20 protein-coding genes, 1 other RNA gene and 1 pseudogene are annotated in these 19,367 nt (G+C 48.7%); 16 read left to right on the top strand and 6 right to left on the bottom strand.

All coding sequences use genetic code 11. The annotated features are described in order from the left end of the window. Positions 1-90: 90 nt before the first annotated feature. Complete coding sequence (locus tag AC3WQH_RS19890) at positions 91-1,293, bottom strand: ankyrin repeat domain-containing protein (protein WP_238503880.1); 1,203 nt, start codon at positions 1,291-1,293, stop codon at positions 91-93. 399 nt (positions 1,294-1,692) lie between these two features. Here AC3WQH_RS19890 and AC3WQH_RS19895 point away from each other — a divergent pair, with 399 nt between their 5' ends. The 11 genes and pseudogenes from AC3WQH_RS19895 (at position 1,693) to AC3WQH_RS19945 (ending at position 9,682) form a co-directional block, all read left to right on the top strand. After that, complete coding sequence (locus tag AC3WQH_RS19895) at positions 1,693-2,055, top strand: helix-turn-helix domain-containing protein (protein WP_005831678.1); 363 nt, start codon at positions 1,693-1,695, stop codon at positions 2,053-2,055. Positions 2,056-2,359: 304 nt separating this feature from the next. Then, a pseudogene (locus AC3WQH_RS19900) lies at positions 2,360-2,808 on the top strand (antirestriction protein ArdA). Between the two features lie 181 nt (positions 2,809-2,989). Further along, positions 2,990-3,232, top strand: coding sequence for a hypothetical protein (locus AC3WQH_RS19905; protein ID WP_238503879.1), 243 nt, complete (start codon positions 2,990-2,992; stop codon positions 3,230-3,232). Beyond that, on the top strand, positions 3,201-3,428 hold the full coding sequence (locus AC3WQH_RS19910) for a hypothetical protein (protein WP_238503877.1): 228 nt from the start codon (positions 3,201-3,203) through the stop codon (positions 3,426-3,428). The genes AC3WQH_RS19905 and AC3WQH_RS19910 overlap by 32 nt, the downstream gene beginning before the upstream one ends. A gap of 56 nt (positions 3,429-3,484) precedes the next feature. Continuing rightward, positions 3,485-3,664, top strand: a complete 180-nt coding sequence (locus AC3WQH_RS19915; protein WP_238503876.1) for a hypothetical protein — start codon at positions 3,485-3,487, stop codon at positions 3,662-3,664. 115 nt (positions 3,665-3,779) lie between these two features. Next, the gene (gene radC / locus AC3WQH_RS19920; protein WP_238503875.1) at positions 3,780-4,394 is read left to right on the top strand and encodes a RadC family protein; all 615 of its coding nucleotides are present in this window, start codon (positions 3,780-3,782) and stop codon (positions 4,392-4,394) included. Between the two features lie 19 nt (positions 4,395-4,413). Next, positions 4,414-5,022: a JAB domain-containing protein gene (locus tag AC3WQH_RS19925; protein ID WP_238503873.1), complete on the top strand. Its 609-nt coding sequence runs from the start codon at positions 4,414-4,416 to the stop codon at positions 5,020-5,022. Between the two features lie 141 nt (positions 5,023-5,163). Further along, complete coding sequence (locus tag AC3WQH_RS19930) at positions 5,164-6,081, top strand: hypothetical protein (protein ID WP_024984597.1); 918 nt, start codon at positions 5,164-5,166, stop codon at positions 6,079-6,081. Continuing rightward, complete coding sequence (locus AC3WQH_RS19935) at positions 6,078-6,932, top strand: hypothetical protein (RefSeq protein WP_024984598.1); 855 nt, start codon at positions 6,078-6,080, stop codon at positions 6,930-6,932. Before AC3WQH_RS19930 ends, AC3WQH_RS19935 begins: the two co-directional genes overlap by 4 nt. A 187-nt stretch (positions 6,933-7,119) precedes the next feature. Next, entirely contained in the window at positions 7,120-7,971 is an 852-nt protein-coding gene (locus AC3WQH_RS19940; RefSeq protein ID WP_238503867.1) for a recombinase family protein, read from the top strand. A gap of 103 nt (positions 7,972-8,074) precedes the next feature. Next, entirely contained in the window at positions 8,075-9,682 is a 1,608-nt protein-coding gene (locus tag AC3WQH_RS19945; RefSeq protein WP_238503865.1) for a recombinase family protein, read from the top strand. A gap of 163 nt (positions 9,683-9,845) precedes the next feature. Here AC3WQH_RS19945 and ssrA read toward each other — a convergent pair. From ssrA to secG, 4 genes are all read right to left on the bottom strand, one after another. Next, positions 9,846-10,202: a transfer-messenger RNA gene (ssrA, locus tag AC3WQH_RS19950) on the bottom strand. A gap of 168 nt (positions 10,203-10,370) precedes the next feature. Beyond that, entirely contained in the window at positions 10,371-10,844 is a 474-nt protein-coding gene (gene smpB / locus AC3WQH_RS19955; protein WP_005826964.1) for an SsrA-binding protein SmpB, read from the bottom strand. Between the two features lie 205 nt (positions 10,845-11,049). Then, positions 11,050-13,554 (bottom strand): ribonuclease R, encoded by a 2,505-nt coding sequence (gene rnr, locus AC3WQH_RS19960; protein WP_025849014.1) that lies wholly within the window; start codon positions 13,552-13,554, stop codon positions 11,050-11,052. Positions 13,555-13,697: 143 nt separating this feature from the next. Continuing rightward, positions 13,698-13,940 (bottom strand): preprotein translocase subunit SecG, encoded by a 243-nt coding sequence (gene secG, locus AC3WQH_RS19965; RefSeq protein ID WP_003843341.1) that lies wholly within the window; start codon positions 13,938-13,940, stop codon positions 13,698-13,700. Between the two features lie 298 nt (positions 13,941-14,238). Between secG and AC3WQH_RS19970 the strand changes: the two genes are divergently transcribed. The 5 genes from AC3WQH_RS19970 to AC3WQH_RS19990 all read left to right on the top strand — a co-directional run bounded on the left by AC3WQH_RS19970 (position 14,239) and on the right by AC3WQH_RS19990 (position 18,100). Next, on the top strand, positions 14,239-14,634 hold the full coding sequence (locus AC3WQH_RS19970; protein WP_005826958.1) for a YqzM family protein: 396 nt from the start codon (positions 14,239-14,241) through the stop codon (positions 14,632-14,634). A 79-nt stretch (positions 14,635-14,713) separates the two neighbouring features. Further along, the gene (locus AC3WQH_RS19975; protein WP_005826956.1) at positions 14,714-15,469 is read left to right on the top strand and encodes an ABC transporter ATP-binding protein; all 756 of its coding nucleotides are present in this window, start codon (positions 14,714-14,716) and stop codon (positions 15,467-15,469) included. Continuing rightward, entirely contained in the window at positions 15,466-16,212 is a 747-nt protein-coding gene (locus tag AC3WQH_RS19980) for an ABC transporter permease (RefSeq protein WP_005826954.1), read from the top strand. Before AC3WQH_RS19975 ends, AC3WQH_RS19980 begins: the two co-directional genes overlap by 4 nt. Before the next feature lie 120 nt (positions 16,213-16,332). Next, the gene (locus AC3WQH_RS19985) at positions 16,333-16,857 is read left to right on the top strand and encodes an RNA polymerase sigma factor (protein ID WP_327944794.1); all 525 of its coding nucleotides are present in this window, start codon (positions 16,333-16,335) and stop codon (positions 16,855-16,857) included. Next, complete coding sequence (locus AC3WQH_RS19990) at positions 16,847-18,100, top strand: YjgB family protein (protein ID WP_327944795.1); 1,254 nt, start codon at positions 16,847-16,849, stop codon at positions 18,098-18,100. Before AC3WQH_RS19985 ends, AC3WQH_RS19990 begins: the two co-directional genes overlap by 11 nt. Positions 18,101-18,177: 77 nt before the next feature. On the opposite strand, the gene AC3WQH_RS19995 is transcribed toward AC3WQH_RS19990, so the two are convergent. After that, the gene (locus AC3WQH_RS19995; protein ID WP_026558090.1) at positions 18,178-19,191 is read right to left on the bottom strand and encodes an ABC transporter substrate-binding protein; all 1,014 of its coding nucleotides are present in this window, start codon (positions 19,189-19,191) and stop codon (positions 18,178-18,180) included. Positions 19,192-19,367 lie beyond the last annotated feature (176 nt).

A 19,367-nucleotide genomic window follows, 5' to 3' on the forward strand; every position in this document is an offset into this window, starting at 1 on the left:
CAAATCATTCCTAGCGTTTGTATATGTCGCGTCCATCTTTAAACTAACTCAATAATGAGTTTTCAGACACATCCTAGGTACTTTCATAATTTATTTTTTCAGAAGTAACTGTATGATCTCAGAATATCCGTGTTCTTCAGCATAATTAAGAGGCGTCTTGCCACTACTATCCTTAACATTTGGGTTTGCCCCATGTTCTAAAAGTACTTTAACAATCTCTGTATAGCCTGCATTAGACGCAAGACTGATAGGAGTATTATTGTAATCATCTGTTATATTAGGATCGGCCCCTGCTTCCAAGAGCATTTTCACAACATCTGAATAACCATTGTTTGATGCATCGATCAGTACAGTAGAACCTACATGCACACCGTTCACAACATGGTTTACATTTGCTCCTGCACTAATGAGAGACTTCACTATTTCGTTTATAGCAGTTACATCTTTGTTTAACTGAGGTTCATTATGGACAGCACTATCTAACGCCGTACTGCCGTATTCATCCTTAATATTGGGATTTGCCCCGTGTTGTAAAAGATATTTCACAACTTCAACATGTCCAAACAGGGACGCTTGGATAAGTGGAGTTATACCCGAATCTTCATCTTGAGAATTTGGATCACTCCTTTTCTCGACTAGTTCTTTTACCTTGTCTAAATCCCCCTCTTCTGCCGCTTCTATCATCTGATGTGAATTTGCTAACTTGGACTGGGGCTTTGCAGAATTTCCTGATGAAGATTGGTTTGCCGGTACTTGAACTTGAGCAACTTCTCCGCTGTTAATTACCGAGATAATTTGAGGTTCATGGTAAAACTGTGCAATCTGAATAAGCTGATCTTTGTTTGCCCCAGCATTCAAAAGTATCCTTATCACCTCTGTATTTCTGTTTTCAACTGCACGAACCAGAGTAAAATAATCATTTGGGTTAGCTCCTGCCTGTAACAGTGTGTTTAAGAATTCTAAATTATTTGATTGGTATGTAATGGCATCCTCAAGCGGCGCAAAATTAGCTTTGTCAATTACATCACCGATGGTTCCCTTTAGATTCGGATTCGCACCAGCCTGTATTAACCTTTTAACAATCTCAATATGGCCTTCTCTTACGGCGTAATTAAGAGGTGTTAGCTCACCATCGGAACCATTTGGATTAGCGCCAAGCCAGAGCATCAGGTTCACCTTGCTTAAATCACCACCGCGAACCGCAGATAAAAGAATTGTATTCTTTGGCAATATATAAAGTACTATGCTTATTAAAAAGAACGTCCCCAGAAGTATAGGAATTATTCTATTCATGATTATCACTCTACCTCGATTGATTAGATTATCTTTACATTCTGAGAATCTGATCCTGTAACCAACCACAAATGATGCTGACAATGGCGCTAACAACCAATAATATAAGACCACGCTTTCGCTTACCTTTGAAAAATAACATTATTAAGGATGACAAAAATACTAGTCCTGATATCCCCCCTACTACCTTGAGCACCAAGATTGTTCTAGCCAATGTTGCATAACCATCAGACATAATCAATACCACCCTATCTCTTCGAATTCTGTAGAACTTTAGAAAATATTGTCATATCATCAATGCTATTTGATCTATACATAAAATTCAACGAAAAATTTCTAATATACACTAGTGATAACCGTTATGTATCCTCTTCTACGCTAGTATTTGAGGTGGTAACGATGTCTGACTTTCTCAAGTTAATTGGTGAACGAATCAGGACAATTAGAAAAGAAAAAGGTTTAACACAAGAAGCCTTAGCCGATAAGTCAGGCATACACTACTCCTATATCGGAGGAATCGAGCATGGTGATAGAAACATTTCGCTTTCGACTTTGGAAAAAGTCATAGAAGCATTAGAAATTATGCCTGCTGAGCTTTTTCAGTTCTACAAATCAGATATCGAAAACGAGCTTTCGGACAAGCGTATGCTGATTGAGGCTCATAGAAGCTTGCTCATCGATCTGACAACGGATGAGGTTAAATTGATTCACCGAATCGCAAAGGACATTGCACTTTCTATCGGCTCTCAAAGAAAGTTATGACAAAGTCCTATAAAGAGTAAAAAATTGCATATATTTTTGGGGCGTTCATCGTTTGTAAATACAAGGGGATACCAGCCGTTTCATGCCCCACCCGGTTACACTTGGACTGAGATCTACTGTTCGTCAGTAGGTTGCAGTCCTTTTTTGTTTGGTCGTCTGATGAGCATGACAGCGAACAGGGAAGGTGAGAGGCTTCCAACATTGAAAGGAGGTGGTTCATTTGATCGACTATCCCAAATACAGAGTGCCAGTTGACATGACTTATCGTAGAAAAACAAAATCTTGCAAAATGGAGGGAACATGTATGAACGTAAAGCTCTATGTGGCCAAACTGGCAAAGTACAATGAAGGGAAACTGGTTGGTGAATGGCTAACACTGCCGATGAGTCCCGAAAAACTGGCGGAACAGCTACGATGCATTTTGGGGTGGATGAAGAATACGCGATCCACGATTACGAAGCACCTTTTTGCATTGGCGAGTATGATAACGTATACCAAATCAATAATATTGCCGCTGTGTTGTCCAAATATGACAGCAGGGTTGTCGTTGCGCTTTCTGAATGTCTGGACAACGTGGATGAGGTTGTGAGGCAGTTGGAAAACGGCGACTTCAGCGTGTATTTCGACGTGAACAGTTTATGCGATGTCGCGGCGAATATGGTAGATGAATGTTACTTTGGCCCGATTCCCCCATCCCTAGCCAGCTACATCGATTATGAACAAATTGCGAGAGATTTGAAGATGGACGGATAGTATATGCACCATGAACTAAGGATTGCAATTCGTCCTCACTCATAATCTCCTGAAGAAGAAGCTTTTCTCTTCTCCAATTAAATCTGATATATCGTGCCTGCTTGCGTCAAAGCGGGTTATTTGTGTTGCCATTAAACCGCTAAAGGGCGTATGCCAGCAATGGAAGGAGGTGAAGTCACTTATGAGAGAGTTGCTAATAAATCTGGAATTGAAACTTGCCGATCTGCTCATTCAGGAGAAGATGCTACGCAACTGTGACACCAATCATCCAATCAATGCTCGTAATCTTGAGCAGATACGTAGTCGCATCAAGTCTCTGAAGATCCAGATTGATATGATTGACGTTTTGCGGTCGGTCGAACACGAAGTTAGCAAGAAAGGAGTTGAGAGGCATGGAACAGAGCAAACAGAGCTTATCAGATGAGTTGGTAGTGCTTCTAAATCGTTTGGCCCTGAACGGTGACATTCACATTGCCGGGCACGTCCTGTACGCTTACGTCAGCCGCTTCTGGAGGCTTGAGAGGGATGTTGCCAAACAATACGTCATTCAGTATTTTCAGGAGAACCATCCCAAGCAGTTACAGTGGTATTTGAAAAACAGGAAGAAAATCAGATCATAGGCTCTTTTGCAGAACGATGCAGAAGGGCCATTTTTTATGCCCGAAAGGAGGTGAGGATGATGGAGAAGCATGTTGATTTGTGTGAGAAGAGAAAGTGGTTGCTGGCGGCGTTGAAGCGTTTGCGAAATATCAAGCAAATGCGTCCCGCTTGGGGGCGACTTTATGCCCGTACTCTCGTCAAGCTGGTGCTCGTCGAGATGCAGTTGGAACAGTTAGAAAAACAAAAAAGGATGTGAACCAAGATAGGAATCACACCCAATTAACTTTGCTGATTGTATTGTACAGGATATCGCTTTACCAGCACAAGGAGGGTTTACCGCCCTCCTTATTTTCATTTCACGGAGGTAATGTATGACAGATAAATGCACCGCTCAAACAACTCTGGCGACCGTTCTGGCACATCTCATTGACGAGAAGCCGGAAGGAAGAGTCATCCATAACTTGCTTGCCTGCTTCCCTACCCTGCAAGACCTGCTGAACGCAACAGAAGAAGAACTGACAGCCATTTCGGGCATAGGGCCAGTCAAGGCCTACAAACTCATATCATCTCTGGATTTGGCACGTACCATATGCTCAATAACGTCGCGTCCATCTGTTGTCCGGTCTGCAAGAGATGTTTTTAATCATCTCAAGGTAGAGATGCAGTATTTACCCAAGGAGTATTTTGTCGTGATCGGCTTGGATCACAAGATGCGCATTTTGTTTTCAGAAGTGGTCGCAGTCGGATCGCTGGATGCGGCCATCATCCATCCACGCGAGGCATTCCGCCCGGTATTGAAGAGAAATGCGGAAGCAGTGATCTTTGTCCACAATCATCCATCTGGCGATTCCTTTCCATCCCGAGAGGATATTGAAATAACCAAAAGACTGCAACAATCTGGAGAGATTCTAGGTATTCGGGTCGTCGACCACATAATTATAGGATTCGAGAGATATTTCTCCTTGGCCGAACAAGGCTATCTATAACGCACAGGGGGTAGACAATATGAGAAAGCATCCATTAACGAGAAAGGCGCTCCATCAACATATCCTCAAAGAAGCTCAGCTTGTTGATGCCTTGGATACACTGATGACGCAGGTTTCCCGTTCCCAACAGCTTACTACGCTTGCCGACGAGGATATCCAACGTATCGCAGGCAGTAACGCTACTGCGACGAAACAATTGCGGGCTACCCTGCAACTGGCTCATCTGCTTGCTGTTCCACAAAGACGACAGCATTTTACTGTTCGCCTCCCCAGAGATGTTGTCCAGTATTGCCGGGACAGCATTAGGAGTTATGGCGAGAGAAACACGTTTTTGATCGGGTTAAATACCAAGAACATGATCACGACAACAAAGTGTATTCCCGAAGAGACGATGCAGAGCCTTACCACCTATCAACGGGCCGTATTCCGTCATCTGATCATCCATAAGTGTGCATCGGGTATTTTGGTTCACAAACAAAGCGCCGGCAATGTCAATCCATCGCAGGAACAAATAAGATTATCCACGCAGATTACCGAAGCAGGAAACATAGTTGGGATATCCATATTAGACGTAATCGAAGTGACCGAAACAGATTATTTAAGCTACAAGGAACGCGGATTGCTTTAGAACCATCATATTATGGGAGTCAGCACTTCAATTGCTGGCTCCTTTCTTTTTAAGTCAGATTTCGAGAATCTTGTTATATCCAATAAACCGCTCTTGAATTAACATAGTCTTAGACAATTTTTTTCGTCATCTGGAGGCCCTATGAAATATACCAGAAAACTATCGAATCTGAATAAAACTATCGTACAGATGAACCTCACGCCAGGTAAGAACCACTTTGAGCTTTCAGCGCAAAACTTCTTTTTCCCGAGGAAAGTCATAAGCGATATTTACCCTGATTTCCCCGACCATCCCCAACTTGCGAACACTACATTCAAGGTCTATCTATACCTATGCATGTACTGCGATGGTCTTTCTGGAAAAGTATATTTTTCCAGCAAACAAAAGATCGCCGAGACATTAAAACTGCCTCCATACTCATCATATATCGAATGGTCTCTTGATTGGTTAGAAACTCATCACTTTATCCGAGATATTAGAGAAGATGATAAATTACGTTTCCAGGCACAGGTATTGTCTGCACCAGACTATCTGCCAGAGCTTGATACATTCTACAGCTGTAAAGAAATTAAACGAAATCCCGCTTCCTTGAAACAGCACAACTATGGCTATATCATGGTTCCTACATCGGCTATAACAGAGAAGATGTTAGATCAATCTGTAACAAGAACAGGATGGGATGAGAGAAAACTAAGAATCTTTCTTCTCATGCATCAATATAACTGGCTTCGGTATTATGGCGGCATCGATCCAGACATTATGCATATCACACAGAACGGGGAGTTAGAGCTTGATACACGTTTCTGCTACGACGTAAAAAGCACACCCTACAATACATTCCAGACAATTCAATCGTTCATCAATGCTGACCTATTCAGACCTGTAAGATGTATCTTTCAACAAAAAGATGGAGAGAAAGTCTTTCTTAGAGACGCTTTAGGCGGGGGTTCACTACAGAAAAATGAGTATGAAATCATTGTCCTCCGCCCTCATGTTCTAATTAAGCGTCACGTTGATGAGCTTGTTAAATTACTCGGCAAAGGAAGCGTCATCTTATGAAAATGCATGGTAGTCTCTATACGGACAAAGCAAAAGTGGTTAACGCTTTTCGGAAAGATGAGAAGGTACTCTTGTCCTTTGATTCAAGTTCTTACTTTTGCGTCCATGAGGAGCCGAGAGAGCTATCTCATGACACATATTATGAGCTTGATGATGGCACTAAAATTGAACGACAACAAAGCGTTGTTATGATGGCCTTTCAGGAAAAAGTGTCGATGCTACTTAGAGCCAAGTCAAAATCAGTAGGAATCCCTCTTCCATTGCCCAAAGGAGAATACCGAGTAGACATCACCGTTACTACCCAACGGCAAGCAGATGATGTACCTCCCTTACTCGTAATGAAGTCGGTGCTGGATGGCATCAACAAGGAGATCGTTGAGAACGACCGACAAATCTATGAATGTAACATCAGATACCATTACAAGAAACGGTATGCAAACGCCTCCCAATACAGATCAAATGAATCGTTGAAGATTGCACTCTTTGACTTGGGATCATCCGGGGGGCCGATTATTGAAGTGAGCGGCGACATTTATATCGTTCCAAAGCAATCACCGATTCTGAGGGATGGCGGCGACAGGCTCTTAACCGATGATGCCGACCGCCATCGTTATCTCGCGCGGCCCCTCAAACGTAAGATGAAGATAGCACCATGTAAGAGCTACTCAATCGAGATGTGCTTTACAGGCGATACCGACGACAAGGATATCGACAACATGGCCCTTATCTACTACCCGATACTCGGACACCTTGGTATCAATGAAGCACAGGTTCATTATCTGCATCTTGAAAAACGCAAGAGCACAACTTCTCCGAGTATAGAGACACAGATAAAATGCAAGACTCCGTAATCGCGCAATACCTTGGTATATCACTGTTTATACCGCTTATACGTGTTACAAGAAGCTAACATAATAGAGAGACCGTTCTATCAAGGGTTCATAGACTCTTAGTTTATCTTCGCTAATGCTAGAATCATCATCCACCGTACTGATATTCTTCGCAGTACGGTTATTTTTATTGAAAGGAGCATCCACAATGAATGTCGTCGCCTATCTGCGCGTATCATCCAAACAGCAAACCGAGCGTGAGCTATCCATCCCCGCTCAAAGAGAAGCCATCCAACGATACGCAGATCAGAAAGGATGGAGCATCGTCGAAGAGTTCGTCGATGAAAGCAAATCTGCAAAGACAGCAGATCGCCCCGCTTTCCAGCGTATGATCGCCAAAGCAAAGCAACCACAGAAGAACTTCCAAGCCATATTGGTTCATAAGTTCGACCGCTTTAGCCGCAGTCGTGAAGATCATATCATCTACAAAGCCCTGCTCAAAAAGCAGGGTATTTTTGTGTACTCAGTAACAGAACAAACAGAACCAGACACCCCGCACGGCGTTTTGCTGGAAGGGATGCTGGAGGTTATATCTGAATTTTACAACCTGAATCTGAGGAACGAGACATTGAAGGGAATGAAAGAAAACGCATCCCGGGGATTTCACTGCGGAGGACGCATTCCATACGGCTATCGCACCATCGTCGTCGATGGACATGTAACGCTAGTCCCCGGCGAACAACATGAAGTGGAAGCTGTGCAACTCATCTTCAAGTTGGCGGCGGAAGGAATGGGCGGCAAAAAAATTGCACGGATACTCAATGAATACAATCTGCAACATGCAATTGATCGTCGCTGGAGTCCATCGACCGTCCTCTCCATCCTCGACAATCAGGTGTATCTGGGACATCGCATCTGGAACAAGCGCACGAAAAGCGTGACGCAGTTCAAGGATGCAGATGAATGGATCGTCGTACCCAACAGCCATCCTCCCATCGTCAGCCAACAACAATGGGACGCCGCGCATACAGAATTGCAACAGCGCAAGAAAAATAAATAGACCATCATCAAATCGTTTTCAAGAGGCAGGTATCGCTCATCGGGCGTACCTGCCTTTTTCATTTTTCAAGTCATACACCATACCACAAAGGAGATGTATCCACATGAAAGTTGTCATCTACGCTCGCGTATCCTCAGATCATCAAGCGGAAAAAGAGTTGTCCATCCCCGCTCAAGTGAAGGCGATCCACAAGTTCTGCCAGGAGAAAGGATGGATGGTCGTCGGCGAATACCTCGAAAAAGGCAAATCAGCGAAGACAGATGAGCGCCCTGAGTTCCAGAAGATGATTGCGATGGCCAAACGTCCTAATCGTCATTTCGATGCCATCGTCGTCCACAAGTTTGATCGATTCTCGCGCAAACGCGAAGATCACATTATCTACAAAGCATTACTGCAAAAGCACGGCGTAAAGGTCATATCCGCAACAGAACAGACCGATCCAGAGACACCACACGGCATGTTGCTTGAAGGGATGTTAGAAGTCATCTCAGAGTTCTACAACGTCAATCTCGCCGCTGAAGTGAAAAAAGGCATGTCCCTGAACGCCAAGCAAGGCTACAGCAACGGTGGCAATGCCCCCTATGGCTATCGTACTGAACACATCGCACTCGGAGCCAACAAAACAAAATCTGTATGGGTACTAGGTCCTCGCGAGGAAGTAGATACCGTCAGATGGATTTTCAATCAGTACGCTCAGGAGGGACTGGGTTACAAGGCAATTGCCACCCTGCTCAACCAAAAAGGAGTGCCAACGCTGAAAGGCGGCAAATGGTCTGCAAGTACAATCCGCGCAATCATCTTCAATGAATCCTACATCGGACGCAGAGTATGGAACAAGCAGGACTACCAGACAAAGGGCAAAAAGTGGAAGGATCGCTCCGAATGGATTATCACTGAGAATGCCCATCCGTCGATCATCACCAAAGAACTGTTCGACAGATGCCAAGAGTTAGCGAAGAAACGCCACAATGGCGGCGGGCAGGCGCAAAATCCATTCAAAATCAAACCCCACTCCCCTTTCTGGTTGCGCGGCATCATGTACTGCGACAGATGCGGAAGCAAGATGGTCGGTAACTCCAATTCTTCACGACAAAAAGGAGGTGGACAACGATACTACACATGCGGAGGTTATCAACGGCACGGGAAGGAGTATTGCAGTTATGTCGGATGGAGAAAAGAGCGTGTCGAGGAGATTGTATCAGCCAAGCTGAGAAATGCTCTCCTCCGCCTGTCGCTTGAAGACAATCATCTGGAGGAGGAAATCAGACGATACCACGAAGATCAACACAAACATGTCTACATGCAGATATCCTCACTCGAAACAGAGATCAGCTTTTTGCAGAAGCGTATCGAGACGATGGAACAGGATATCCAATCTGGAAGAGGCAAGCCATACTACGCTGACATGATCAGTGAGATGAAACAGGAGCTAGCAGACAAACAGAATGAGTACACCGCTCTTTCCGGTTCTGTGCAGTCCTTCGCTCTCCCAGAGCAATACATCGACTCCGTAAAATACGATGTACAGACGCTGATCGCTCTGTTGGACAGCGAAGTATCCAATCCTGAGAGCATCCATCAACTGGTCGCGAAATACGTCAGCAGGGTTTTCATCCAGCGAGAAACCAAGGTGATTCACATCGTGATGCAGTTCAAATCAGGGGATGCCATACTGTATGAAAAGACCGTCGTAGCTGAATACACGTCGTAATCATCGCGGTAACCGACTCGAATAGAACACGAGGTTCCTCGCTATACATTGGCATGCCACTCATAAACACAGTCATATCAACGATGTTGAAACCGTCTTGTATAGCGAGGATACCTAAAATACAAAAAAACCACCCTCATCAGGTGGTATCCTCGCATATGTATGGTGGAGGCGGGGGGATTCGAACCCCCGTCCGAAAACAGCGATACATGAGCATCTCCGAGCGCAGTCACTCGTTTAGAGTTTCGGTGACAGATTCGCGGAGTGACGCGCTGACCTGGCACCTAGCCTGATTGGTCTTCTTCCTTTGGCTCCAGGCGGAAGCCTCCGGCGTAGCCCGTTAAAGTTGAGCCCTATCCACGGCACACGGGCCGATGCAGTGGGAGAGCCTCACTGGTTATTAAGCAGCGAGAGAAAGTTGTTTGTTGCCAGTTAATGGCGTTTGCGTTGGTGACGAGGTCCGCAACCCCCCGGCTCGCTTCTCATGCTCTACCATCCCCGTCGAATCCAGAACGCCCCCATGGTATAAGGTGAGAAAAAGCCTAGGTGAAGAGCCATTGATCCGCACCTAGACTGTTGTGTACAAAATGGTGTATTGCTTGCTGCCTATTTAATATAGCACAAGCGGCAGGCAAAACTCAACGTCGATTGCTGCCAGGCCTGCCAAAGCAAACCAGTTAGGCAGCGCTCAGGCCTTTTGGCGTTCGCGCAGGGCGCGCTCGACTTCGCGGGCAGCGTCCTTTTTCTTGAGGTCTTCGCGCTTGTCGTAGTTCTTTTTCCCTTTGACGAGTGCGAGCTCGACTTTGGCCCAGCCGCCTTTCAAATAAATGCTCAGCGGGACCAGCGAGTAGCCTCTTTCGCGAATCAGGCCGTTCAGCTTGAGGATTTCCAGCCGTCTCATCAACAGCTTGCGGGTACGCTCCGGCTCGTGGTTGAAACGGTTGCCCTGCTCGTACGGGCTGATGTGCACGTTGTACAGAAGCAGCTCGCCGTTTTGTACGCGAGCGAAGCTGTCCTTAAGCTGGACACGCGCGGCACGCACCGACTTGATCTCCGTACCGGTCAGGGCAATCCCTGCTTCGAATACTTGCTCGATGTGGTAATCGTGGCGCGCTTTTCGGTTTTGGGCGACTGTCTTGGTTCCGGCTTTATCTTTTGACATGGAGATCACCTCGCTTGTACGTACTGCGTTTCGTAACAGTTAGTCTAGCAAATTTTGCCCGCTGTGGCAAGACATTTGCCGGGTAACTGCCGTGTTTGCCGCGTCCCCCCGATCGCAAACAGGAAGTCTCCTCCCTGTTCAAGCTCGTCTCTGCCTGCTTGCCAGGGCCTCCCCTGTACGAAAAGCCCCTTACACAACCGTTTAATTAACGCCGCTTCCGTTTCGCCTGGCTGACTACATTCTTGCGGCTTTTCTTTTTGGAGCGGACAAAATCTTCCCAGAAGCCCTTCTGCTGCTCCCCTTGGGCCTCTTCTCCACCCTGCCCAATCGGCAGGACGTCTTTGTTTCCAGTTGCTGGACCGGAAGCTGGGCCGCGCGAAGCTTTGTTCCCTTCGCCTTTGCGGCGATCCTTGTACTTCTGGCGGATTTCCGCCGGGTGCTTTTTGGCCTTTTGGCGATCTGGCCGCTCGGGACGGCCACCGCGGGAGCGATCCTGCTTGCCGCGAGTCGGCTTGCGACCTGTGCCCCGGCCGTCGATGACGCGCGGCGTGCGCTCGCGGCTGCCGCGGAATCCGGCTGCCTTGGTCATGCCGACGATCTCGAAGTCGATGGTGCGCTCATCCACGTTGACGTTCGCCACGCGGACCTGCACTACATCCCCGATGCGGTACTGCTTGCCCGTCCGCTCGCCTACCAGCGCGTACATTTTTTCGTGGTAATGATAGTAGTCGTCGGTCAGGAAGCTGATGTGCACCAGGCCCTCGATCGTGTTGGGCAGCTCCACAAACAGCCCGAACGAGGTCACACTGGAAATGACGCCCTCGAACTCCTCTCCGACGCGCTCCTTCATGAACTCGGCTTTTTTCAGGTCGTCTGTCTCGCGCTCGGCATCTACCGCCAGCCGCTCGCGCTGGGAGGCGTGCTCGGCGATAATCGGCATCTGCTCGGCCCAGTACGCCAGGCGCTTTTCCGACAGGTTGTTGCCCTGCTCGATCCACTCGCGAATGCGGCGGTGGACGATGAGGTCGGGGTAGCGGCGAATCGGCGACGTAAAGTGCGTGTAAAACTCGGTGGACAAGCCGTAGTGACCCAGACTTTCCGCGTCGTAGCGCGCTTGCTTCATGGAACGTAGCATGACCGTGCTGATGATAATCTCTTCCGGCGTGCCTTTTACCTCTTCCAAAAGCTGCTGCAGGGCGCGCGGGTGGACGGAGTTGCCCTTGCCGCGGATCGAGTAGCCGAAGTTGGTGATGAACTCCATGAAGGCCATCAGCTTTTCGGCGTTCGGGTCTTCGTGAATCCGGTACATAAACGGCTGCTTCATCCAGTGGAAATGCTCGGCCACTGTTTCGTTGGCCGCCAGCATAAATTCCTCAATGATCTGCTCCGCGATGGAGCGCGTGCGGAACCCGATGTCTGTCGGGGTGCCCTCATCGTTGACGTAAATTTTCGCTTCGCGGAAATCGAAGTCGATTGCGCCGCGCTGCATCCGTTTGGAACGCAACTTCAACGCCAGCTTCTCCATCTCCTGGAACATCGGGACGAGCTCGCTGTACTTCTCGATCAAGGCTTCGTCCTTGTCTTCCAGGATGCTGCGCACATCGGCATACGTCATGCGTTCGTTCGTGCGAATCACGCTGAGAAAAATATCGTACTTCACGAGTTGCGCGTTTTGGTCCATCTCCATGTCGCAGGAGATCGTCAGTCGGTCTACCTTTGGATTCAGACTGCATATCCCGTTGGACAAACGGTGCGGCAGCATCGGGATGACGCGGTCGACCAGATAGACGCTCGTGCCCCGGCGATACGCTTCGTTATCCAGAGCCGATTTTTCGCGGACGTAATAGCTGACGTCGGCAATATGCACACCGAGCCTGACATTGCCGTTTTCCAGCACTTCGAGCGAAACGGCGTCGTCCAGGTCCTTGGCGTCTGCTCCGTCGATGGTGACCATCATCCGGTCGCGCAGGTCGCGGCGTCCCTTGATCTCCTCTTCCGAAATCTCGTCCGGCGCCGCTTCTGCCTCGGCCAGCACATCCTCCGGAAATGCTTCCGGCAGGTTGAACTTGCGGATAATGGACAAAATGTCCACACCCGGATCGTTTTTATGCCCCAGAATTTCTACGATCTCTCCCTCGGGATTGACCCGTCCTTCCGGGTAGCGGACGATGTTGGCGACGACCTTGTGGCCGTCTACCGCTCCGTTATATGCGTTTTTCGGGATAAAAATATCTTTGCCGATCCGTTTCTCATCCGGAATCACAAACGCGTAGTACGTCTCATCCTTGAACGTCCCCACAACCTGGGTCATGCCCCGTTCGACGACGCGAATAATTCGCCCTTCCAGGCGATTGCCGCCCGCTTCCTTCTCGACACGCACGAGCACGGTGTCGCCGTGAATCGCTCCATTCATGTCGTTGGCGTGGACGTATATATCTTCCATGTCAGGCGTTTCCGGAATAATAAATCCGAAGCCTTTTGGATGGCTTTGCAGACGCCCGCGCACCAGGTTCATTTTTTCCGGCACGCCGTATCGGTTCGCACGCGTGCGAATTACCTCGCCGCTCGCTTCCAGTGCGTTCAGCGTTTTCACCAGCTCCTTGAAGGAAGCCGAGTCCTTGAGCTCAAACGCTTCCTCCAGCTCCTTCACCGTCATAGGGTGATAAGCTTGCTCCCGCATGAACGCGAGTATCTTTTCTTGATCTGTCATTCACAAACCTCCTTTTTTCGCGTGGCTCTACCGCGCTCCTCCATTTATCCATTACTATGTAGTATTCACCGTTCATCTACATCGCAATCGGAATAGCGAAAAAGACAGCAAGTCGCACTCGCTGTCTTTCGGCTATTCGTCTATTACGCTCCTGTTTTCAAGAAATATCCGAGCAAAATCGCAAAAATCATGAAAGCAACCGCAAACACAACGGTCAGTTTCCCTAAAAGTGCGTCAATCCCACGGGCTTTTTGCTTGCCCATCAGTTGCTCTGCACCGCCACCAATCGCTCCCGAAAGGCCGGCACTTTTTCCAGATTGCAGCAACACGACGATAATTAAGCCAATACTTGCGATCACAAGTAAAATTTTCGCAGCCAATGCCATCTTCATTCACCTCAAAACGGATTTCCAAGGCGGTAAAAAACCAATATAAACACTTTATCATACTTGTCAGGTAACAGCAACCCGCTATCCCTTCCATTATATATAAACCAAACTACCATGAAATAATATTTGCCTGTTTTACGCACAATATAAGCGACAATACTAGAAAAGATTGTTTACACAAAATTGGCAAATTGTGTACTTTCTTTGTCTGTTTGGCCGTCGCCTTGCAACTGTCAAGATTTTGCCGTAAAATTGCAGTTGAACCTTTATTATTTGCTTCGGGAGGTCTTTGTCAATGGCTGGGTCCAACAAAAAAGACATGAATCAAAACGACGTAATTGATTCCGCGAAGGCCTTTTTCACTTCGTTTGGTATCTTGTTTCTAGTTTTTCTCATTGCACTCGTAGGATCGATTATTTTCCCACCAAAACATGGAGAAGAAGCGCAAGGTGGCGGTGCACCTACTGCCAACATTGATGCTGAAGCTATTTTCAAGCAAAACTGTGCTTCCTGTCATGGACAAAATCTGGAGGGGATCGCTGGTCCGAACCTGACTAAAGTCGGGGCAACTCTCAGCGCTGAAGACATCGCCAAAATTATCAAAGAAGGTAAAGGCGGCATGCCTCCAGGAATGCTGAAAAAACAACCGGAAATTCAAGCGGTTGCACAATGGCTGTCGGAGCATAAATAAGTACATAGATAGCCTGTATTGGAGAAACACCGGAGACTCGTCCTCTTCGGTGTTTTCCCGTTGATGGGAGGATTTTTGCATGAGTACCGTCATGGAGATTGAAGCTTTGGGCAAAAAAGTCCTCTCGCCCTCCGGCCACTGGCTTTTCCACGACCTGAACGCGATCATCCCGGAACCTGCCATTATCGGAATCCTTGGAAAATCGGGGCAGGGAAAAAGCACGCTGCTGCGCATTCTCGGTCGTCTTTTGCCGCCAGACAGCGGTACGGTCCGGCTCGCGCAAAAAGAAATGACCCAGTGGGAGAGCGGCGCCTGGCGCATGAAAGTGAGCTACGTCGCTCAGCAGGCGATCATGCTGCCGGGCACAGTGGAAGACAATTTGCGTACCGTAAGCGTGCTGCATCAGCGCTCATTCGATGAAAAGCTCGCTCGCGCCCTGTGCGAGCAGCTTCATTTGGAGCAGGTCGACTGGTCAAAGCCGGCCGACCAGCTTTCTGGCGGAGAAAAGCAACGGCTTGCCCTTATCCGCACCTTGCTACTGCAGCCGGACGTCCTTTTGCTGGACGAAGTGACGGCCTCGCTCGATACGGCCAGCAAACAGGCCACGGAGCAGTTGCTCGTCGATTTGCATGAGCAGTCAGGCACGACCATTCTCTGGGTCACGCATGATCTGGAGGAGGCCCGCAGCCGTTGTCAGCGCATCTGGTTTCTGGCGGAGCACCAACTACAGGCTGACCTGCCCAGCCACTCCTTTTTCCACGCGCCGCCCACGATACAAGCCCGCGACTTTTTGCAAAGCGCGCATGCGCACACAGCGAGAGAGGTGCACTCATGACCTATACATCCATCTGGATCGCCTTTGCCTTCGTATTGATCGCCCTCCTCCTCTCTCTATGGCAAAGGCTTGGGCTGGAAAAAGAAATCGCCATCGGCACGGTCCGTTCCACCTTGCAGTTGCTGGTCATCGGCTACGTGCTGCAGTTTGTTTTCCACGCGGACAGCCTGCTGTTCATCCTCTTGATTATCGCCATGATGATTGCGGTCGCCTCCTGGAACGCCGCCAGCAAAGGGAAAAAGCTGCGCGGCATTTTTTGGCGGATCGCGATTTCGCTTTCGATCACGGAGCTGGTCACCATGGGACTGCTGGTAACACTCGGACTGGTCACGCCTACGCCCCAGTACCTCATTCCCATGAGCGGCATGATTATCGGTAGCTCCATGATCGTTTGCAGCTTGTTCCTCTCCCATATGAACCGTGAAGTGGAAACTTCCCGTGGCGAGATCGAGACGCTGCTCTGCCTGGGTGCGACTCCCCGCCAGGCCGTTCAAGCGGTATTGAAGCGCGCCGTCAAAGCGAGCATGATCCCTACGTTTGACACGATGAAAACAATCGGGCTCGTTCAGCTTCCCGGAATGATGACCGGCATGATTATCGCTGGCGCAAGCCCGGTCGAAGCCGTCCGCTACCAAATTCTCATCATGCTCAGCTTCAGCTCCTCTGCCGCTGTCTCTGCTGTCCTCATCAGCATGCTGAGCTATCGGCTCTGGTTTACCCGCGACGCCATGCTTCACCACTAACTAAAAAAACGAATTTCCAGAAACTGTCGGTCATAATTCCGGCAGTTTTTTTCGTCTTTTGTAATGAAAGCGCACCTTGGTCGTCAAATTACAAGTAGAAAGCAAAAAGGTGGTTCAGCTATGGACAAAAACAACATCATTGAGCAATGGTTTCTGCGCTATAGCGACGACATCTACAAGTTTCTCGTCTACTATACCGGAAACAAAGACGTGGAAGATCTCGTCCAGGATGTATTCCTCAAGGCGCTGCGGTCACTGGATACGTTTGAAGGCAGATCGCAACCGAAGACATGGCTGCTCACCATCGCCAGGCATACGGCAATCGACTTCGCCAGAAAACAACGATTTCGCAACTGGCTGCCGGACAAATGGCTCGCCAAAGTTCAATCCGAAGAAAAGACGCCAGAGGAGATTTTGCATTTGCACGACGAACAGCAAGCGCTGTACCATGCGCTGCGGCAAATGAAGCCCACCTATCGCGAGGTACTGATCCTTCGCGGGATCAAGGGACTATCCTCCAAGGAAACCGCTGAAATATTGGATTGGTCGGAAAGCAAGGTCAACGTCACCATGCATCGGGCCATGAAGGCGGTAAAAGAGCAGCTTTTGCAGGAAAGAAAGGGGATGGTAGGCGATGCGATTTAAAACAGATGAACAACTTTTAGAAGAAATGAAAGGACTGCCTGACATGAAAATGACCGAAGGAAAAAAACAAGCGATTTTGTCTACGATTCGTTCCACCGACGCGCATTCGCGCACTCAATCCGAACCGGTTGTATCTGCCCGCCGCTTTTCCGGGCTGGGAAAAGGCTTGGCGATCTGCTCCGTGCTTGCCGCGACGATCTGGATGGGAGCAACCCTCATCAGCAACAATCAGCAGAGCGCACTGCCAGATCCGACCAACCAGACGCCCGGCTCGACATCTGCTTCGCCAGGGCCTGAAGCCGGCAAAGGAAATGCCGTAAACCCTGCACCTGTCACGCCACAATCCGAGCAGTTGCTGCCGCTGATCCGCACGGAAGCGGAAAAAGGCAAAGGGTTTACCGCACCGTACACCGTGGAAAACACCGTCTTCGACCAAGTCGAAAAAGACTGGGGCAAGCCAGACTATACCGATCAAGCCAACGGACTCACCTACTCCACCTATACGAAGCGCGGCGTCGTGTTCGGCTACAACAAAGGCATGCAGCTTGTCGACATCCGCACGACCGATCCCCGCTTGCATCAAATCCATTTGTCCGAAGTGGAAAAAGCGTGGGGCAAACCAAACCGCGTCAGCGAATTTGGCAATCAGACCATTTACACCTACGACGTGACGAGCAAATACCAGGTGAAGTTCATCTTCCAGGGCTTGAAGAGCGCAGGTGACACGAACCTCGTTCTCGTGAGATACAACGTCTACTACCCGCAAGGCAACAAAAACCTGATGCTGTACGGAAGCAACATCGACATGCTGCAAGACTTGCGCGAGCTGGCCAAAAACGGGCAGACGCTCGGCAGCGAGTATCGGGTAGAAAAAGACGTCTTTGACGAAATCGAAAAACAAATCGGCAAGCCTGATGTCGTCTCCTACGTCAACGGACTCACATACAATACGTACCAGAATCGCGGACTGGTCTTCGCCTTTAACAAAGGCATGCAAGTCGTCGATATTCGTTCCTACGACCCTCGCCTGCAAGCGATCACGCAAGCAGAGGTTTTGCAAGCATTGGGCAAGCCAAACAGCACCGCGACCGCAGCCGGGCAAACCATTTACACGTACAAGGTCACGCCGGACTACGAGTTGAAAATCGTCTTTTCCGGAACTGCGGGCAAACCGGAGAGTTTCTACATCGATCACGTGAACATTTACTACCCGCGCGGCACCGTCAACAACATGGCAGGGTAACCTCACAGACCGCAGCAGCGCATGCAAACAGGCAAAAAGACAGGAGCAACTCGCCCCTGTCTTTTTTGTCTCTGCGCTTATTTGCCGATGATGTAGCCTTCCAGCTCATCCAGCACTTTGTTTGCCGCGATGACACCGCCGGAAGTGTTCCAGATCGTGTCATCCACTTTGAACGCTTTGCCTGCTTTTACTACGTTCAGGTTTTTCCACAATGGATCGTTCGTCCATTCTTGCTCGATCTTGGACGCTTCGCCTTTTCCTGTCTCATACGTGAAGTAGAACATGATGTCGCCGTCCATCTCTGGAATGCGCTCTTTGGTTACTTCTGCTGCAAACTCTTCTTTGTCTTGGGAAGCTGGACGAGCCAGACCCAGGTCTTTGAAGATCGCGCCAGTGAAGGTGTCTTTATAGTAGATGCGAACTTTACCAGGCATGAAACGCACGACGGATACTTGCGTTTTCAGTTTGTCGCCCGCTTTTTCCTTGAACTCGGCTACGCGCTTGTTCCAGTCAGCGATGATTTTCTCGCCTTCCGCCTTTTTGTTGACAGCTTCTGCGTACAGGCTGAAGTTTGCTTTCCAGTCGCCGCGTGGCTCTTCTACGAACACGGTCGGAGCGATTGCGGACAGTTGTTGATAAATTTTTTCATGACGGAATTTCATACCGAGAATCAGATCAGGCTTCAGGGCAGCGATTGCTTCCAGGTTTGGCTGACCTTCTGTACCAACAGACTTGGTGCCTTCCAGGAAGGACTTGGTGAAATCGTAGAATTGAGTCGGATCATGAGCGGCACCAACAGCACCTACTGGCTTCACGCCAAGTGCCATCAAGGTTTCTGTCCCTTGGTTGGTCAGCATGACAACGCGCTGTGGTGTACCTTTAATGATGGTTTCGCCCATCGCGTGTTTGACTGTATAAGATTGCTCGGAACCTGCGGAATTGCCTGTAGCTTGTTCAGCAGGTTGTTGTTGTTCTGCAGGTTTTTGCTCAGTCGCCTGTTGATTGCCGCAACCAGTGACAATCAGCAAAAGCGCCATCAGCACGGCGAAGAACACTTTACCGCCTGCCGTACGGTATGTACGAGAAAACATGGTGCAAGGACCCCCTTACCTATTTGGCTAATTGAGAATGTAAATCAATAACACTGACTATCCTACCTTCATGCGAGGGTGATCGTCAAGTATAAATTGATAATGACTCTCAAAATCATTGACACATAGTCAGGCTGGCTCTACACTTACTATAGGGCAGGGTACGAAATGCCTAC

Source organism: Brevibacillus sp. FW301-21C12A (genome assembly GCF_058788915.1).